Origin of the sequence: Paraburkholderia sp. FT54 (genome assembly GCF_031585635.1) — a bacterium.
GTDB lineage: Bacteria > Pseudomonadota > Gammaproteobacteria > Burkholderiales > Burkholderiaceae > Paraburkholderia.
Genome location: NZ_CP134195.1, coordinates 2,588,892 through 2,605,443 on the forward strand (window position 1 = coordinate 2,588,892; position 16,552 = coordinate 2,605,443).

Here is a 16,552-nt window from a genome sequence, read left to right on the forward strand (position 1 = left end):
GATCCTCGACGTCCTCGCATGGAAACGGCACGGCCACAAAACAACAACTTCCCGTGCCCAGCAGCCATCAACTCTTCCCACCCGCCTCACCCGCCGTCGGAATCTGCGGCGGAATCGGCGCGGTTTGCCCGGTCGGCGGCGGTGCCGGTCGCGGTTCATGCGATACATCGCGCGCCACGGCGAGCGGCGCATGCACCGCCCGCGCCGCCCCGGTCTGCGCATGCTCATGCGGATGCGGAACGAATCCCGAGACTTCATCGTCCTGCAAAGGCTGCCCTTCGCTATCCTTCGACGACGTGTACACACGCATCTGCGGCACCGGAATCTCGATGCCCGCCTCGTCCATCTTGCGTTTGAGGCGCAGATTGAAAGCGCGCGCCACGCTCCACTGCTGCAACGGCCGCGTCTTGATCTGCCCTTTCACGACCATCCAGTTCGGATCGAAACGGTCCAGCCCCCACACCTCGATCGGTCCGAGCATCTCGCGGCGGTAACGGAAGTCGGCCATCAGATCGGCGCCGACTTCGCGGATCAGTTGCGTGATCTGATCGACGTCGGTGGAGAACGACATGCGCACTTCGAACACCGCATAGGCAAAGTCGCGCGACAGGTTCTTGACGATCTTGATCTGCGAAAACGGAATCGCGTGAATCGCGCCCTGGCCGTCGCGCAGCCGCACGGTACGGATCGACAGATGCTCGACCGTGCCCGCGTGCCCGCCGTCGACGTCGATCCAGTCGCCCACCGAAATCGTATCCTCGATGATGATGAAGAGCCCCGTGATCAGGTCGGTCACGAGCGACTGCGCGCCGAAGCCGATCGCAAGGCCGATCACGCCGGCGCCCGCCAGCAGCGGCGTGACATTGATACCGAGATTCGCCGCCGTGACGATGCCGGCGATCGTCATGATCGAGACCAGCAGCACGTTGCGCACCAACGGCAGCATCGTGCGGGCGCGCATGCTCGGCGCACGCGCCTTGTTGCGCGGGCCGGCCGGATTGAGCGCCTCGGTGATCGCCGTGTCCACCAGGATCCACAGCAGCCAGGCAATGAACACCGTGGCGACGATCGCCGTCACCGCATGGGCGATACCGCGCGCGGCGACGTTTTCCTCGACCACCGCGGCGAGCGACACGCCCCACAAACGCGCCGCGAGCTCGAAGAAGAACAGCCAGATGAAGAGTGTCACCAGCGTACCGAAAAAGCGCAGCAAGCGCGTCAGATACGGCGAACGGCGACGCGCCCGCGCGCTGCGCGGACGCGTCAGACGCAATACGATGGCCGACAGGAAGAACGCCAGCACCAGCAGGGCCGCGGTCACCACCGAAATCTGCAACACGTTCTCGCTCGAGCCCGAACCGCCGAGCGTGGCCACTACCGAGGCGCCTGCCAGCACCAGCACGGGCACGTGCCACAGCGCGGCGAGAACTTCGAAGGCGTCGGTCGCGGCCTTGTGATTGGTGCGCTGCTCGTAAGGCCGGTTGCGGATCAGATGGGCGACCGGCCGGCGAAACGCAAGCGCGAAATAGCCGGTGAGGACAGCAGCCGTCATGTTGGCCGCCGTCGAAATCAACGCAGCGAGGTTCGAGCCGAGTTGATGCGCGACGTCGTAATTGACGGCGGCGTCGCCAAGCGCGCCGCACACGCCGACCACGAACAGCACGCGCCGCGCGTGATCGATCAGCAGGCGCACCGCAATCCGCCGATGCCCCGAGCCGAACAGCGAAAACATGATCAGGCAGATCGCCGAAAACACCGCACCCGCGACGATCGCATAGGCGACCACCATGCCGAGCGTGCGCCCGAGCGCGTCGGGCATGGCGCGCACGAACAGCAGCGCGGCCACGAAGGCGATGATCCAGGGTCCCACGCGGCGCAGCGCGAAGATCAGCAGTTCGCGCGTGGTGGGATTCGGCTGGAGCCCCATGACGATGCCGAAGCGCCGGTAGAGCCGGTGTTGCACATAGATCAGCGCGCCGGCACATGCGCCCCAGCCGGCCAGCATCGCGAACATGGAGAATAGAATGCGGCCGAAGCTCTCGTGCCCCTGCCCCGAAATGATCGTGTAGAGCTCATTGCCGGCCGCGTTGAAGCGGCCGCCCCAATAGCGGACCGGCGTGCGGCCTTGATGTACATCGGATTCGAACGACGCGATGCCCGACGCGATCGCGCCGAGCAAGCCGGGGCTCGGTTGCGCGGGCGCGGGCGGCGCGACGTTTTGCGAGACGTCGCGCAGCTTTTTGAGCTGGGCGACGAGCGCGGTGCGTTGGCGGTCGTTGTCGAGCGTGGAGATCACGCTGTCGAGCGAGCGCGCCAGTTCCGCCTGACTCGCCGGCGACGGCGCGGACGCCGCCTCTGCCGCCGAAGCGCCCGAGGCGGAGGATGCGGGCGTCGCCGTGACCGTCGCGCTGTTGATCAGGCTCTGCAAGGCCGGGATGACCGGCGTACCGGTGGCTGCGCCGGCGGCAAGCGCGTTCGCGGGCATCCAGCCGATGCACAGAATCAGCGCGACGAAGACCGCAACCGCCCATGCGCCGAGCCGCGCCGCGCATTGCGGGCGCGCACCGCGACGGGCGTCGCGTGCGGTATGGCCAGAAGAGGAATGAGAGGCGGCGTGGGTCGCCGGCTGCCCGCCGTTGGACGGCGCAGCCTCGGACTCACGCCGCAACGGGCATGACTGCATGGCAATCCGTAAGAAAACGGGAGACGCCAGTGTATCCGCAGTTTTATCGGGAGCAACCGAACTTGCGTAACCGAATGTTAGGACACTTGCACGGGCTCGACGCTTATGACGGCCGCGCGTGAGACCTGACGTCAGCCTCACGGTGCCCGCGCGCGGCCGGTTCAGCCTCGTTTCAAGCTCAATAAGCGACCGTTGCGATCTGGCGGATGAAACGACCCTGCTCCAGTTCATCGACGAAGGCGATGGCGTAATCTTCGGCGGAAATGCGGCTATTGCCCTCGGCGTCGGCCAGCAATGTATTCGCGCCCGTGCGGAATTTGCCCGTGCGCTCGCCCGGCGCGATGATCGCGGCCGGCGCGAAGCATGTCCAGTCGAGGTCGGTCACGCCGCGGTAGTAGTCGAATACCTTCCGATGCGCGAGCGCGATCGGCTTGTAGGCGTCCGGAAAACCGTCCGTATCGACCAGTTGCTGGCCCGGCGCAACTTCGAGCGAACCCGCGCCGCCCACCACGACGAGGCGCTGCAGGCCCGCCGCGCGCACGCCTTCGACGAGCGCGTGAGTCGCTTTGTCGAGTGCCGCGAGATCGTCTTGCGGCGGCGCATAGGCGCTCGCCACCACGTCGTGACCGCGCACCGCGGCGCCGACGCTCGCGGCGTCGAGCAGATCGGCTTGCGCCGCTTTCAGATTCGCCACATCGGTCGGCACGCGCGCCGGATTGCGCGCCAGCGCCGTCACCTGATGCCCGCGGCGCGCGGCTTCCGCGGCGATCCGCGAACCAATCATGCCGGTGGCGCCGAACAGCGCAATCTTCAACTGTTTGCTCATTTTCAATGCTCCTGTCATTAGCAAATATGTAACTACATCGATTACATATAATGGGAAAAAAAGCGGGGCGTGAGCCCCGTTCGTTGAGAGGCGCGTGTTTCGATTGATCGACACGCACCTTCCGCACTGCTTGTTTGCTACGTCACCCGTGCGAGCGCTTCTTGCGTTCGCGCAGCCTCTCGGCCCGCACCACGTCAGCCGTGGCGTCGGCCAGCGTGCGCGCGCCGAGCGAGGCCTCCATGGCTTGCTGCGCTTCGTCGATGATGCCGCGCAGCACACCCTGGATATTGCGCCCGACCATGCACGCCGGATTCGGCTCTTCGCGATGCAAGGCGAATAACTGCGCGTCGTCTACCGCACGATACACCTCGAGCAGCGTGATCTGCTGAGGCGCCCGCGCCAGCAGCGCGCCGCCGCCCGCGCCGAGCTGCGAGACGGTGAGGCCCGCCTCCGCCAGCATGCTCAGTAGCCGCCGGATCAGCGCGGGATTCGTATTCACGCTGCCCGCGATCATGTCCGACGAAAGCGGCACGCCCTCCTGCAACGACAGCAGCGCGAGCACATGCACCGCGAATGAAAACCGGCTACTCGTGTTCACAGCAAACCCGTCCTGCGACGACAATGTGTAACCATAGTAATTACATTTAATCGGAGTGTCAAACGACGAGCCAATCTGGCCGGCATGTCACTTGTCCATCTGCTTCTGGGCATCGCTCGAATCGCCCGCTGACGACGAAGCCGATGCATTCGCCGACGACGCCGAGCTTTGCGCCGACCATTCCTGAAGCTTGCGCCCCGCCGACTCCAGGCTTTGCCCGGTCAGCGACGCAGCCTTGCCGAGTTGCGCATTGGTCGCGCTCGCCGCGCTCTGCAGATTCGCTTGCGCAGTCGAAGCCAGCGCGTTGGGGTCGATATTGATCGTCGGCGCCGAGGCGGATTCGAGGTTCTGCTGGGCGGCGGATTTGGTCGCGTCGACCTGCTGGCCGACGTAGCTGGCCGCCTGATCGAGCTTCTGACCGGCGACCTGGGCTGCGTCGTTGAGCTTGCCGGCAACCTGCCCGGCTGACGCGTCGTTCTTCTGACAGGCGGCCAGCCCGCCAAACACGACGGCCACGAACGCGACACGGCGCAGCAAAGATGAACGGATCGATGAAATCATGATTGAGTGTGAGCCGCGTCGAGCGGCTTCCGCATGCGAAAACGCGCCAATGATACGCCGTTGCGCTGCACGCGCTCCTCAGCGCGTACCTGGAAGCCCGCTCGCTCGAAGCTGCGCCGCGCGCTCAGGCTTACGCCGGCGCCGAGTTCCACCGCGCCGCCCGCGTGGGCGGCGGCTTCGAGACGCATCAGCGATCTGGCCGCGAGGCCTTGCCGCGCGTAGCCTGGCGCCACGTACAGCATCTCGACGTGATCGGCTGGATAAAGCTGCGCGAACGCAGCCGGCCTGCCTTCGTGCAACGCCACGAGCGTCAGGCCGCGTGCGAGCCGCGCGGCAAAAGCCGGCACGTCGGCGGCGGCCGACGCCCATGCTTCACGCGCCGCCGCATCGTAATCAGGCGCGGCAAGCTGCGTGACCGCGGCATGAAACAACGCGGCAAGCGCCGCCGCATCTTCGGCGCGAAACGCGCGCCATTCGATCGTGTCCATAGCGTGATCCGTCGCGGTTGTGTCAAACGTAGTGGAGTAGACTGCTTGAGCTTATATGAGCATCAATGATGCATTCGCTGTGTTCCGTTGATCAATTGGAGGCATACGATGGCGGCAAAGAAAATTCTGTTTCTGACTGGCGACTTCGCCGAGGATTACGAAACGATGGTGCCGTTTCAGGCGCTGCAGGCAGTCGGCCATGTGGTCGACGCGGTCTGCCCCAACAAGAAGGCGGGCGACCGGATCAAGACCGCGATTCACGATTTCGAAGGCGACCAGACTTACACTGAAAAGCCCGGCCATCAATTCACGCTGAACGCGACCTTCGACGACGCCGATCCGCGCCAATACGACGCGCTCGCAATCGCCGGCGGTCGCGCGCCGGAGTATCTGCGGCTCAATCACAAGGTGATCGAAGTCGTGCGGCAATTCGCCGAGGCGGGCAAGCCGATCGCGGCTATCTGCCACGCCGCGCAACTGCTGGCCGCCGCGGATGTGATCCGCGGCAAGCGCATTTCCGCTTACCCGGCCTGCGCGCCCGAAGTGAAACTGGCGGGCGGGGAATACGCCGACATTCCGGTCGACGCCGCGATCACCGACGCCAATTTCGTCACCGCGCCGGCGTGGCCCGCGCATCCCGAGTGGCTGCGCCAGTTCCTCGTGCTGCTCGGCACGCGCATCGAACTCTGATCTTTTGCCTTGTCGATCGGCGAGCGCCGTGTCCCTGCGGCAACGCGCTCGCCAAAACTGCCCTTTATTTGAGACTAGTCCGATAGTTCGCTGCGAAAGGCTTTCCTATAGTCGCGGGTTGACCTGGGGAGTGTTTTTCGATGGAACTGACCGACTGGATTGTCATTCTTGCCGTCGTCCTGATGGCAATTGCTTTTTTCTGCGGACGTACGCCGGCCACCTGGTCGCACGAAAATCGCGCGCGTCGCCTGGCAGGCACGCGCATGCTAGGTCAGGCCGCGTGCTCGGTATGGGCCGCGCTGTTGATTGCCACGCGTGGCCTCTTTGCGCTGGACGGCGTGGCCGGTCTGCGCCCCGCGCCGCTCGAAGCCCTGACAGGCGTCTCCATCCTGATAGCCTGTGCCTGCTACTGGTCGATTCGCGGCAGCAAACTGCTCAAACCACGCCGTCTCTTTACCGCGTGACGACTACGGCGTGCTGATGCCGGGCTGGGCATCGGCGGCATGCGCGGCGCCGCCGCTTCCGCTCTTTCGATCGCGAGTTTCCAGACCCGGGCGGGCATCGCGAATGGGTTGAACACCCACCGCCGCCAGTGGCGCTTGCATATTCACAGCCAGTGGCGCGATCCGCACCTCGGCTTCGGGTAGCGATAGATAGAACGTCGTACCCGCGCCTTCTTTCGACTCCACCCACACACGTCCGCCATGCCGTTCCACCACCCGGCGCACGAGCGCGAGGCCAATGCCCTCGCCGGCCGCCACATTGCCGTGCAAGCGCTGAAACGCGTTGAATAGCCGTGGCAAGGCGACCGCCGGAATGCCCAGACCGTTGTCCCTCACGTAGAAGATGCGCAGCGAGTGCACACCAGGGGGTGCCGGTGTCGTACCGATCTCGATCCTGCCTTCCCGCGACGGGTCGAGATAATTCACCGCATTGCCGACCAGGTTCGCGAACACCTGTTCCAACGCAGTGGGATCGCCCCACACCGCCGGCAATTCGTGCACGCTGACGTGAGCGCGCCGTGCCCGGATCGAGCCTTGCATCGCGTCGATCACGCGCGGCACGATATCGCGCACCTCGACCTTTTGCTGCCGATACTCCACCCGGCCGACGCGTGACAGCCGCAACAACGCGTCGATGATGTGCGAAGCGCGCAGCACCGCCGTCTGCAGATAGTGCAGCGCTTCGCCAATGTCCTCCTCGACTACCCGTTCGATGCGCTGCCGCGTCTCGGCCGCGAGCGACGACTCGCGCACCGCGGCGCGCAGTTCATCGCACGAGCGATTCAGCTCTTTCGAGAAGCCTTGCAGGTTCACCAGCGGCGCACGCAGATCGTGCGATACGCTGTAGATGAACATTTCGTTTTCCTGGGTCTGCTGACGCAGGGTCTCGTTGATCCGCGCCAGTTCGCCGGTGCGGCGCGCAAGGTCGGCCTGGAAACGCGCCTGGATGCGCTCCGCCTCGAGCAGGCGTCGGCTGGTCTCGTGCAAGGTCAGATCGAGGCGCGCGATTTCGTCGCGGCCGGAACCGATCGGCGCCAGCGGTTCATTGCCGGCGAGGCGTCCGGCGTTGTCGGCGAGGAGCGCGAGCCGCCCGCGCACACCGCGTGTGAACAGCCAGACGGCCAGCGCGACGAACAGCAAGGAGCCGAACACGGCCGCGACCACCAGGGTTTGCTGCCGCTCGCGGGCGGCGTCGGCGGCATTCGAACGAAGCGTGTCGAGACGCCGCTCTTCGGCCTGAAACGCCGCGAGTTGCTGACGAAACCGGTCGAGCACATCGGACGGCGCGAGATCACGGAAGCGCGCGAGCACGTCGCGTCGCCGGCCCGAATGCAGCATGTCCTGAATGCGATCCGACCATTGCCGGTAAGCCTGCACCGCCTGGCGCACCTGAACCACGCGTTCGACTTGCGCCGGATTGTCGGCGACCAGTTCGGCCAGTTCATCGATGCGCCGGTCGACGTCTATCCACACCGTCACGGGTGTGGCAAAACGGGCGTCGTTGGCAAGCACCGCGCCGCGCAGCGCTACCGACTCGCCCAGCACCGGCTCGAGGATCGCGGTGGTCTGACGCAGCACGTCCTGGCTATGGATCGCCCAGCGCTCCGCCTGCGTCGCATCCGCCTGCGCCTTGACCAGTCCGGACAGTAGCGCCAACTCGAAGAGCGCCGGAATCGCGATCAGCAACAGGCCTTTAGTGGTCAGTCTCATCCGTGCGCCTGGAGGTCGATGGCCCGGCAGATCATGCTCGGGAACGGCACATTATGTCGGCGATTGTGCAGGAAAACAAAGAGGGCACGCCATCGACCAGGCATACGCCGCCACGTGCGCCGGCGTGCGCGATCAGTGCGCATCGAATGTCAGGTTATTGAATTAAACGTAAATCAAATCGAATATTTCGCCCCGTTTTGGTTCTCTCGATTCCCAATGAAAGATTCATGCACATGAATTGTGCGTTTTTGTGCAACTAGAGGTGCGGCGACGATCACTCGCCCGTTGCGCAAAATGCACGCTTACTCCCATAGCGGTGCGAATCTGCACCTCATCGACGCGCGTCGGCACAAATTTGGCCCACTTCTTGCGTTCATTGCCCGCTTTTTTGGCATAAGCGGGACACATCGATGGAAAGTCTGAAAACCGGCACCGATACTCTCTTCCTTCTGCTCGGCGCCGCGATGGTCCTGGCCATGCATGCAGGATTTGCATTTCTCGAACTCGGCACGGTACGCAAAAAGAATCAGGTCAATGCGCTGGTCAAGATTCTGGTGGACTTCTCGGTCTCGACCATCGCGTATTTCTTTATCGGGTACACCATCGCTTACGGCGTGCAGTTCTTCGGCAGCGCCGGATCGCTGGCAGCCCACAACGGCTATGCGCTGGTGCGCTTCTTTTTCCTGCTGACTTTCGCCGCCGCCATTCCGGCGATCGTATCGGGCGGCATCGCGGAGCGCTCGAAATTCAATCCGCAACTCTTCGCGACGTTCGTGCTGGTCGGGTTCATCTACCCGTTCTTCGAAGGGATCGCCTGGAACGACCGCTTCGGCATCGAGGACTGGCTCGCCCGCGTGTTCGGCGCGCCGTTCCACGACTTCGCCGGCTCGGTCGTCGTGCACGCATTCGGCGGCTGGGTCGCGCTGCCGGCCGTGCTGCTGCTGGGCGCGCGCCACGGCCGCTATCAGCGCGACGGCGGCATCGCCGCACATCCGCCGTCGAACATTCCGTTCCTGGCGCTAGGCGCCTGGGTGCTGGCGGTCGGCTGGTTCGGCTTTAACGTGATGAGCGCGCAGACCGTCGACAAGATCAGCGGCCTTGTCGCCGTCAATTCGCTGATGGCGATGGTCGGCGGCACGCTGACCGCCTGGCTCGCGGGCCGCAACGACCCGGGCTTCACGTATAACGGGCCGCTTGCCGGACTGGTGGCGGTCTGCGCCGGCTCCGACGTGATGCATCCGCTCGGCGCGCTGGTGACGGGCGGCATCGCCGGCGTGCTGTTCGTTTGCATGTTCACCTGCGTGCAGAACCGCTGGCGCATCGACGACGTGCTGGGCGTGTGGCCATTGCACGGGTTGTGCGGCGCGTGGGGCGGCATCGCGGCAGGCATCTTCGGCCTGCGCGCGCTCGGCGGTCTGGGCGGCGTGTCGTTTGGCGCGCAACTGGTCGGCACGTTGGGCGGGATCGCGGTGGCGACGCTCGGCGGCACGCTCGTGTACGGCGCGATCCGGCTGACGGTGGGCCTGAGGCTCGACCAGGAAGACGAGTACAACGGCGCCGATCTGTCGATCCATAAGATTTCAGCGACGTCGGAGTGAGGCCGGAGTGAGCGCGGCGGCTGGCGCTCTTGCAGCGCGAGCGCGCCGACCTGTCCCCACATGCACCCGCCGATGTTAGACTTGCGGGCTGGAGATGGCATTCTCCCTTAACCGCCTTCGTGGCTGATGATGCCTGCTTCGTCCGGATGAACGCGGAGGCGGCATCGCACTCCTCGCTCTGCCCGGTTTATGACATGCCGGTTCTTCCAAGCCTCTTCCCATGTATTGGTCCATTCTCGCTGTCGGTATCGGCGGCGCGCTCGGTTCGTTGTTCCGCTGGTTTCTGGGCATCCGCCTGAACGGCGTCTTCAGCGGCTTGCCGCTCGGCACTTTCGCCGCCAACGTCATTGCCGGCTATGTCATCGGCGTCGCTGTCGCGGGCTTCGCGCGAGCACCGCAGATCGCGCCCGAATGGCGGCTCTTCGTCATCACCGGCTTGATGGGCGGCCTGTCGACTTTCTCGACGTTTTCCGCGGAAGTGGTGCAACGCCTGCAGGACGGCCGGCTCGGCTGGGCCGCGGGCGAGATCGTGATTCACGTGGCCGCGTCGCTCCTGATGACCATTCTCGGCATCGCGACAGTGTCGTTGCTGTCGCGCTGAACTGTGCAAGATGGTCACGGCGGGGCTGGCATGGTTGACTGCGCAACGACGCAGTTAAAGGACAGGACTTGGAAAGCAGCACGAAAAGCCGGCCGAAAAAAAAGGCGTCACGTTGCCGTGACGCCTTAAAAAGTTCTAGCCATTCCGAGGGCCGTGCTAGAACCTGAGAGACGGTATTCGAAAGTTGGCCTGCGACGCGACGCGGCACCCATGTACGGTGCGCGACATGGACTGTTACGGTGGACTATGAGAAGACACTCGACACAGACATTGTGCGGGCCACGGCAGGTTCGAAAACTTGAAATGCGGAACCTGAAACCGTCTTTCGAAATGAGATTCCATTTTTTATGGTTATGCTGACTAAGTCAAGCAAAATCTGAATAGGCATCATTCGTTGCGGGAAAATATTCCAATACAATGAATCTTCCGATGAAAAATCACCGCGATGCCCCGTCCCGGGGCCGTCGCCGGCGTATTGAGAGACAGCTCCGGCAAGCCTGCAAAGAATAAAACTGAAATAAAGTTCCAGAAAAACACATGAATCGACCCACGCCTTCCCGACCCGCCGTGGCCACGGCCAAAGACAAAGACGGCTCCGGCGACGAAGTGACCGCCCTCGCTCGCGGCCTGACTGTGCTGCGTTCCATCGCCGCCGCGGACGCGCCGCTCAGCAATCGCGAACTGACTGAGCTGACCGGGATTCCCAAACCCACCGTCTCGCGGATCACCGCCACGCTGGTCAGCGCGGGGTTCCTGTTCCGCCTGCCCGACAGCGAGCGTTTCGTGCTGACGTCGTCGGTGCTGGAATTGAGCAATGGTTTTTTGCGCAACTTCGACATTCGCGCTCGCGCCCGGCCGTTCCTGATCGAACTGGCCGAACGCACGGCATTGTCCGTGCATCTGGCCGTGCGTGACCGCCTCGACATGGTGGTCATCGACGCGATCCGGCCACGCTCCGCGGTGCTGGTCTCGCGTCTCGAGATTGGCTCGCGCATGAATCTGAGCCGCACCGCCATCGGGCGCGCCTATCTGGCCGCGCTCGAAGTGCCGGAACGCGAAAAATTGCTGATCGGCTTACAGGCGGCCGAAGGCGACGACTGGGGCCACGTCAGCAGCCGTCTCGACAGCGCATTGCAGGAAACCGTCGAGCGCGGCTTCGCAATCGCCACGGGCGAATGGTACGACGGACTGAACGCGATCGCATTAGGTTTTACCGGACCGTCGGGCGAACGCTATGCGGTCAATTGCGGCGGCTCAGCCGACCAGTGCCCGCGCGACTGGTTGATCTCGCGCGCCGCACCGGCGCTGCTCGAGTGTGTCGCCCGAATCGTGCTGGAAATCGGCGGCACGCCCGGGCGCCGTCTGGACACCTGAACCGGCCGCGGGTTCGCCGGCCGGCGGCCATGGTCATCGCAAGACTTTCTGTAACCTTCGTAATCAAAAGAAAAATACGCGGGTGGACTGTTACAGAGCCCGCGACGTAGGATCATGCCTTCCCGTCGCGGGACGCACGCCCCGGCTGGCCGTTATTCCCTTCAATAACGTTCCGGCCGCCTGTTTCGATGCCGCCTTGCGATAACATCTCTGTCCCGCGCCTCGGGTAGCATCGCGCCGACCAACGCGGCGCACCCGTTGTCGAAACCGCCTGTCATGCCACACGCGTGCCGGTCCGCTGAACTGTCGAAACGGCACGAACGCGCGAACGGCTCACATCCAAGCCAGTCACCTGACCGAATCGATGGACGAACAACAAAAGCATCCGGAAACCACACGCCCTGTTCCTCCGGCTTCCCAACCGTCCTCCAGCGGCGGTCCCGCCGGCACACCACACCAGCCGCCCGGCATGGTAAAGCGGCATCGCGGCCGCAACACCGCGTTGATCATCGCGGCGCTGGTCATTCTCGGGGTGGTGCTGTGGCGCTGGCATCCGTGGGGCGGTCCCGACGGCCGCGCGAGCGGCGCGGCGGGCGCCAGCGACGCGAGCGGCGCCCGGGCCGGGCGCTCGGGCCGCGGCGGCGGCATGGGCAATATGCCGCAACCGGTTCACGTGGCGGCCGCGATACAGGGCGAAATGCCGGTCGTGCTGACCGCGCTCGGCACGGTCACGCCGCTTGCCAGCGTCACCGTGCTGCCGCAGTTGAGCGGCGTGTTGCAGGACGTGTACTTCAAGGAAGGCCAGATGGTCAAGAAGGGCGACGTGCTGGCCCAGATCGACCCGCGCCCCTATCAGATCTCGCTCGATAACGCGCAAGGCACGCTCGCGCACGACGAGGCCCTGCTGCAAACCGCCCGCCTCGACCTGAAGCGCTATCAGACGCTGCTCTCGCAAGACTCCATTGCCAGCCAGCAGGTGGATACGCAGGCCTCGCTGGTGCGGCAATACGAAGGCACGGTGAAGTCCGACAAGGCCAATATCGACACCTTCAAGCTCGACCTCGTGTATGCGCGTATCACCGCGCCGGTGTCAGGACGCGTCGGTCTGCGCCAGGTCGATCCGGGCAACTATGTGACGCCGAGTTTGACCAACGGCATCGTCGTGATTACGCAGTTGCAGCCGATCAGCGTGATCTTCACCACCTCGGAAGACAATCTGCAGCAGGTCATCCAGCAGACCCAGTCGGGCGCGAAGCTCTCGGTCACCGCGTATGACCGCAGCAACACCACGTCGCTCGAAGGCGGCATGCTCGAAACACTGGACAACCAGATCGACACCACCACCGGCACGGTCAAGCTGCGCGCGATCTTCCCGAACAGCAAGAATTTGCTGTTCCCGAATCAGTTCGTGAATACGCGTCTGCTGGTCAGTACGATCAAAGACGCCGTGATCGTGCCGACGCCGGCCGTGCTCAACGGCTCGATGGGCCCGTTCGTGTACGTCGTGAAGGCGGACAACACCGTGACCGTGCGGCCGGTCAAGGTCGGCCCCGTGGATGGCGAGCGCACCAGCGTCCTATCCGGCCTGGCGGTGAGCGAGCGCGTCGTGATCGACGGCTCGGACCGTCTCAAGGAAGGCGCGAAAATCACCATTCCGGCCGACAAGCCGCGCGGCGCCTCGGGCGCCCGGGGCGCGGCCGCTGCGTCGGGCGCATCCGGCGCCCACGCGCATCATGGCAGACACGCGGCGCAAGCCTCGCAATAAAGGCACGGCACTTACCGCATGAATCCATCTCGCGCCTTTATTCTGCGTCCCGTCGGCACCGCGCTGCTGATGGCGGCGATCATGCTGGTCGGTCTCGTCGCGCTGCGCTTTTTGCCGCTGTCGGCGTTGCCCGAGGTCGACTATCCGACCATCCAGGTGCAGACCTTCTATCCGGGCGCGAGTCCGGACGTGATGACGTCCTCGGTGACCGCGCCGCTCGAGCGCCAGTTCGGGCAGATGCCGTCGCTCAATCAGATGTCGTCGCAGAGCTCGGCCGGCTCGTCGATCATCACGCTGCAGTTCAGCCTCGATCTGCCGCTCGATATCGCCGAGCAGGAAGTCCAGGCCGCCATCAACGCGGCCGGCAACCTGCTGCCGTCGGACCTGCCCGCGCCGCCGATCTACGCCAAGGTCAATCCGGCCGACGCGCCCATCATCACGCTCGCGCTCACCTCGAAGACGCTGCCGCTCACTCAGGTGCAGGATCTGGGCGACACGCGTCTCGCGCAGAAAATCTCGCAGGTGGCGGGCGTGGGTCTGGTGAGCCTGTCGGGCGGCCAGCGCCCGGCCGTGCGCATTCAGGCGAATCCGCTCGCGCTCGCCGCGTACGGCCTGAATCTGGACGACTTGCGCACCACCATCTCGAACCTGAACGTCAACACGCCGAAGGGTAACTTCGACGGTCCCACGCGCAACTACACGATCAACGCGAACGACCAGTTGACCGACGCCGAGGCGTACAGGAGCGCCGTGGTCGCGTACAAGAACGGCCGCCCGGTCATGCTCACCGACGTCGCCACCATCGTGCAGGGCGCGGAGAACACCAAGCTCGGCGCGTGGGTCGACGGCACGCCCGCGATCATTCTGAACGTGCAGCGCCAGCCCGGCGCGAACGTGATCCAGGTGGTGGACAGCATCAAGAAGCTGCTGCCGCAGTTGCAGCAGTCGTTGCCGGCCGCGCTCGACGTGCGGATCGTCACCGACCGCACCACCACGATCCGCGCTTCCGTGCGCGACGTGCAGTTCGAACTGGCCATGTCGGTCGTGCTGGTCGTGCTGGTCATGTACCTGTTCCTTGCCAACATCTACGCGACCATCATTCCGAGTCTTTCGGTGCCGCTCTCGCTGATCGGCACGCTTGCCGTGATGTACCTGTGCGGCTTCTCGCTCGACAACTTATCGTTGATGGCGCTGACCATCGCGACCGGCTTCGTGGTGGACGACGCGATCGTGATGATCGAGAACATCGCGCGCTATGTGGAAGAAGGCGAAGCGCCGCTCGAAGCCGCGTTGAAGGGTTCGAAACAGATTGGCTTCACGATCATTTCGCTGACGGTGTCACTGATCGCCGTGCTGATTCCGCTGCTCTTCATGGGCGACGTGGTGGGCCGCCTGTTCCACGAATTCGCCATCACGCTCGCCGTGACCATCGTGATCTCGGCGGTCGTGTCGCTCACGCTCGTGCCCATGATGTGCGCCAAACTGCTGCGCCACACGCCGCCGCACGAGAGCCACCGTTTCGAAGCCAAGGCGCACCGCGCGATCGACTGGGTGATCGCGCGTTACGCGGTCGCGCTCACGTGGGTGCTGAACCGGCAACGCTCCACGCTGGTCGTCGCGGTGCTCACGCTAGTGCTGACTGGCGTCCTGTATGTGTTCATTCCAAAGGGCTTCTTCCCGGTGCAGGACACCGGCGTGATTCAGGCGATCACGCAGGCGCCGCAGTCGGTGTCGTATGCGTCGATGGCCGAGCGCCAGCAGGCGCTCGCCGCGCAGATCCTGAAGAATCCGGATGTGGTGAGCCTGACCTCGTTCATCGGTGTGGACGGCAGCAATATCACGCTGAACAGCGGCCGCATGCTGATCAACCTGAAGCCGCGCGACGACCGCAGCCACACCGCGAGCGACGTGATCCGCCAGTTGCAGCGGGACGTGGCGCATATTCCCGGCGTGTCGCTGTACATGCAGCCGGTGCAGGACCTGACGATCGACTCGACGGTGAGTCCGACGCAGTACCAGTTCATGCTGACCGATCCGAACATCGGCGAATTCACCACGTGGGTACCGAAGCTGATCGACCGCTTGAAGCAGTCACCCGAACTGGCCGATGTCGCCACGGATCTGCAGGACAACGGCCAGTCCGTTTACGTCGAAATCGACCGCGCCACCGCGTCGCGCTACGGCATCACGCCAGCCACCGTGGACAGCGCGCTGTACGACGCGTTCGGCCAGCGCATCATCTCGACCATCTTCACGCAGTCGAACCAGTACCGTGTGATTCTGGAAGCGCAGCCGGCGATGCAGCATTACACCGAATCGCTGAAGTCGATCTATCTGCCCTCTTCCACGTCGACGGGCGGGCAGGTGCCGCTGTCGTCGATCGCGAAGTTCATCGAGAAGCCCGCGCCGCTGCTGGTCACGCACCTGAGCCAGTTCCCGGCCACCACGGTGTCGTTCAACCTCGCGCCGGGCTCGTCGCTCGGCGCGGCGGTGAAGGCGATCGACCAGGCGGAGAAGGACATCAGCTTGCCCCCGTCGTTCCAGACGCGCTATCAAGGCGCGGCGCTGGCGTTCCAGGCGTCGCTGTCGAACGAACTGTTCCTGATTCTCGCGGCGATCATCACGATGTACATCGTGCTGGGTGTGCTGTACGAGAGCTTCATTCATCCGATCACGATTCTCTCCACACTGCCTTCGGCCGGCGTCGGCGCGTTGCTGGCGCTGCTGATCACCGGACATGATCTCGACATCATCGGCATCATCGGTATCGTGCTGCTGATCGGTATCGTGAAGAAGAACGCGATCATGATGATCGACTTCGCGCTCTACGCCGAGCGCGAGGAAGGCAAGCCGCCGCGCGAAGCGATCTACCAGGCGTGTCTGCTGCGCTTCCGGCCGATCCTGATGACCACGCTCGCCGCCCTGCTCGGCGCGCTGCCGCTGATGCTCGGCACCGGCGCGGGCTCCGAATTGCGCCGTCCGCTCGGTATCGCGATTGCGGGCGGGCTGATCGTCAGCCAGTTGCTGACGCTGTTCACCACGCCGGTGATCTACCTCGCGTTCGATTCGCTCGGCCGGCGCGCGCGCGAGCGCTTCAATCGCGGTGGGCCGTCCAAAGGCGCCACGCCGCCCGTCACCGATGCAGGGAACTGAGC

General features: G+C 64.5%; 13 protein-coding genes and 1 riboswitch. Of the genes, 7 read left to right on the forward strand and 6 right to left on the reverse strand.

Annotation, left to right across the window (positions count from 1 at the left end):
• Positions 1–67 precede the first annotated feature (67 nt).
• From RI103_RS12035 to RI103_RS12055, 5 genes are all read right to left on the reverse strand, one after another.
• A complete protein-coding gene (locus RI103_RS12035) occupies positions 68–2,683 on the reverse strand; it encodes a mechanosensitive ion channel family protein (protein WP_310812234.1) in 2,616 nt (871 codons plus the stop codon).
• Positions 2,684–2,861: 178 nt separating this feature from the next.
• On the reverse strand, positions 2,862–3,509 hold the full coding sequence (locus RI103_RS12040; RefSeq protein WP_310812235.1) for an NAD(P)-dependent oxidoreductase: 648 nt from the start codon (positions 3,507–3,509) through the stop codon (positions 2,862–2,864).
• A gap of 142 nt (positions 3,510–3,651) precedes the next feature.
• Positions 3,652–4,107, reverse strand: coding sequence for an Rrf2 family transcriptional regulator (locus RI103_RS12045; protein WP_310812236.1), 456 nt, complete (start codon positions 4,105–4,107; stop codon positions 3,652–3,654).
• A gap of 87 nt (positions 4,108–4,194) precedes the next feature.
• Positions 4,195–4,668, reverse strand: a complete 474-nt coding sequence (locus RI103_RS12050; RefSeq protein ID WP_310812237.1) for a hypothetical protein — start codon at positions 4,666–4,668, stop codon at positions 4,195–4,197.
• The gene (locus RI103_RS12055; protein WP_310812238.1) at positions 4,665–5,156 is read right to left on the reverse strand and encodes a GNAT family N-acetyltransferase; all 492 of its coding nucleotides are present in this window, start codon (positions 5,154–5,156) and stop codon (positions 4,665–4,667) included. Before RI103_RS12055 ends, RI103_RS12050 begins: the two co-directional genes overlap by 4 nt.
• A 108-nt stretch (positions 5,157–5,264) precedes the next feature.
• Here RI103_RS12055 and RI103_RS12060 point away from each other — a divergent pair, with 108 nt between their 5' ends.
• Complete coding sequence (locus RI103_RS12060; RefSeq protein ID WP_310812239.1) at positions 5,265–5,846, forward strand: DJ-1/PfpI family protein; 582 nt, start codon at positions 5,265–5,267, stop codon at positions 5,844–5,846.
• A gap of 140 nt (positions 5,847–5,986) precedes the next feature.
• On the forward strand, positions 5,987–6,310 hold the full coding sequence (locus RI103_RS12065; RefSeq protein ID WP_310812240.1) for a hypothetical protein: 324 nt from the start codon (positions 5,987–5,989) through the stop codon (positions 6,308–6,310).
• A 3-nt stretch (positions 6,311–6,313) separates the two neighbouring features.
• Here RI103_RS12065 and RI103_RS12070 read toward each other — a convergent pair whose 3' ends face one another.
• Entirely contained in the window at positions 6,314–8,059 is a 1,746-nt protein-coding gene (locus RI103_RS12070) for an ATP-binding protein (RefSeq protein WP_310812241.1), read from the reverse strand.
• Between the two features lie 410 nt (positions 8,060–8,469).
• Between RI103_RS12070 and RI103_RS12075 the strand changes: the two genes are divergently transcribed.
• The 5 genes from RI103_RS12075 (at position 8,470) to RI103_RS12095 (ending at position 16,550) form a co-directional block, all read left to right on the forward strand.
• Entirely contained in the window at positions 8,470–9,657 is a 1,188-nt protein-coding gene (locus RI103_RS12075) for an ammonium transporter (RefSeq protein ID WP_310812242.1), read from the forward strand.
• Positions 9,658–9,738: 81 nt separating this feature from the next.
• A riboswitch (Fluoride riboswitch) is annotated at positions 9,739–9,800 on the forward strand.
• Between the two features lie 77 nt (positions 9,801–9,877).
• Positions 9,878–10,258, forward strand: a complete 381-nt coding sequence (crcB, locus tag RI103_RS12080) for a fluoride efflux transporter CrcB (protein WP_310812243.1) — start codon at positions 9,878–9,880, stop codon at positions 10,256–10,258.
• Between the two features lie 537 nt (positions 10,259–10,795).
• On the forward strand, positions 10,796–11,632 hold the full coding sequence (locus tag RI103_RS12085; protein ID WP_310812244.1) for an IclR family transcriptional regulator: 837 nt from the start codon (positions 10,796–10,798) through the stop codon (positions 11,630–11,632).
• Between the two features lie 364 nt (positions 11,633–11,996).
• Positions 11,997–13,397 carry an MdtA/MuxA family multidrug efflux RND transporter periplasmic adaptor subunit gene (locus RI103_RS12090; protein ID WP_310812245.1) on the forward strand — a complete coding sequence of 467 codons (1,401 nt, stop codon included), beginning with the start codon at positions 11,997–11,999 and terminating at the stop codon, positions 13,395–13,397.
• A gap of 18 nt (positions 13,398–13,415) precedes the next feature.
• Positions 13,416–16,550 carry an MdtB/MuxB family multidrug efflux RND transporter permease subunit gene (locus RI103_RS12095; RefSeq protein WP_310812246.1) on the forward strand — a complete coding sequence of 1,045 codons (3,135 nt, stop codon included), beginning with the start codon at positions 13,416–13,418 and terminating at the stop codon, positions 16,548–16,550.
• Positions 16,551–16,552 lie beyond the last annotated feature (2 nt).

Excerpts from the sequence above, each read along its gene's own strand:
- RI103_RS12035 (WP_310812234.1), bottom strand. The coding sequence starts at position 2,683 with ATGCAGTCATGCCCGTTGCGGCGTGAGTCCGAGGCTGCGCCGTCCAAC.
- RI103_RS12040 (WP_310812235.1), bottom strand. The coding sequence starts at position 3,509 with ATGAGCAAACAGTTGAAGATTGCGCTGTTCGGCGCCACCGGCATGATT.
- RI103_RS12050 (WP_310812237.1), bottom strand. The coding sequence starts at position 4,668 with ATGATTTCATCGATCCGTTCATCTTTGCTGCGCCGTGTCGCGTTCGTG.
- RI103_RS12055 (WP_310812238.1), bottom strand. The coding sequence starts at position 5,156 with ATGGACACGATCGAATGGCGCGCGTTTCGCGCCGAAGATGCGGCGGCG.
- RI103_RS12060 (WP_310812239.1), top strand. The coding sequence starts at position 5,265 with ATGGCGGCAAAGAAAATTCTGTTTCTGACTGGCGACTTCGCCGAGGAT.
- RI103_RS12065 (WP_310812240.1), top strand. The coding sequence starts at position 5,987 with ATGGAACTGACCGACTGGATTGTCATTCTTGCCGTCGTCCTGATGGCA.
- RI103_RS12070 (WP_310812241.1), bottom strand. The coding sequence starts at position 8,059 with ATGAGACTGACCACTAAAGGCCTGTTGCTGATCGCGATTCCGGCGCTC.
- RI103_RS12075 (WP_310812242.1), top strand. The coding sequence starts at position 8,470 with ATGGAAAGTCTGAAAACCGGCACCGATACTCTCTTCCTTCTGCTCGGC.
- crcB (WP_310812243.1), top strand. The coding sequence starts at position 9,878 with ATGTATTGGTCCATTCTCGCTGTCGGTATCGGCGGCGCGCTCGGTTCG.
- RI103_RS12085 (WP_310812244.1), top strand. The coding sequence starts at position 10,796 with ATGAATCGACCCACGCCTTCCCGACCCGCCGTGGCCACGGCCAAAGAC.
- RI103_RS12090 (WP_310812245.1), top strand. The coding sequence starts at position 11,997 with ATGGACGAACAACAAAAGCATCCGGAAACCACACGCCCTGTTCCTCCG.
- RI103_RS12095 (WP_310812246.1), top strand. The coding sequence starts at position 13,416 with ATGAATCCATCTCGCGCCTTTATTCTGCGTCCCGTCGGCACCGCGCTG.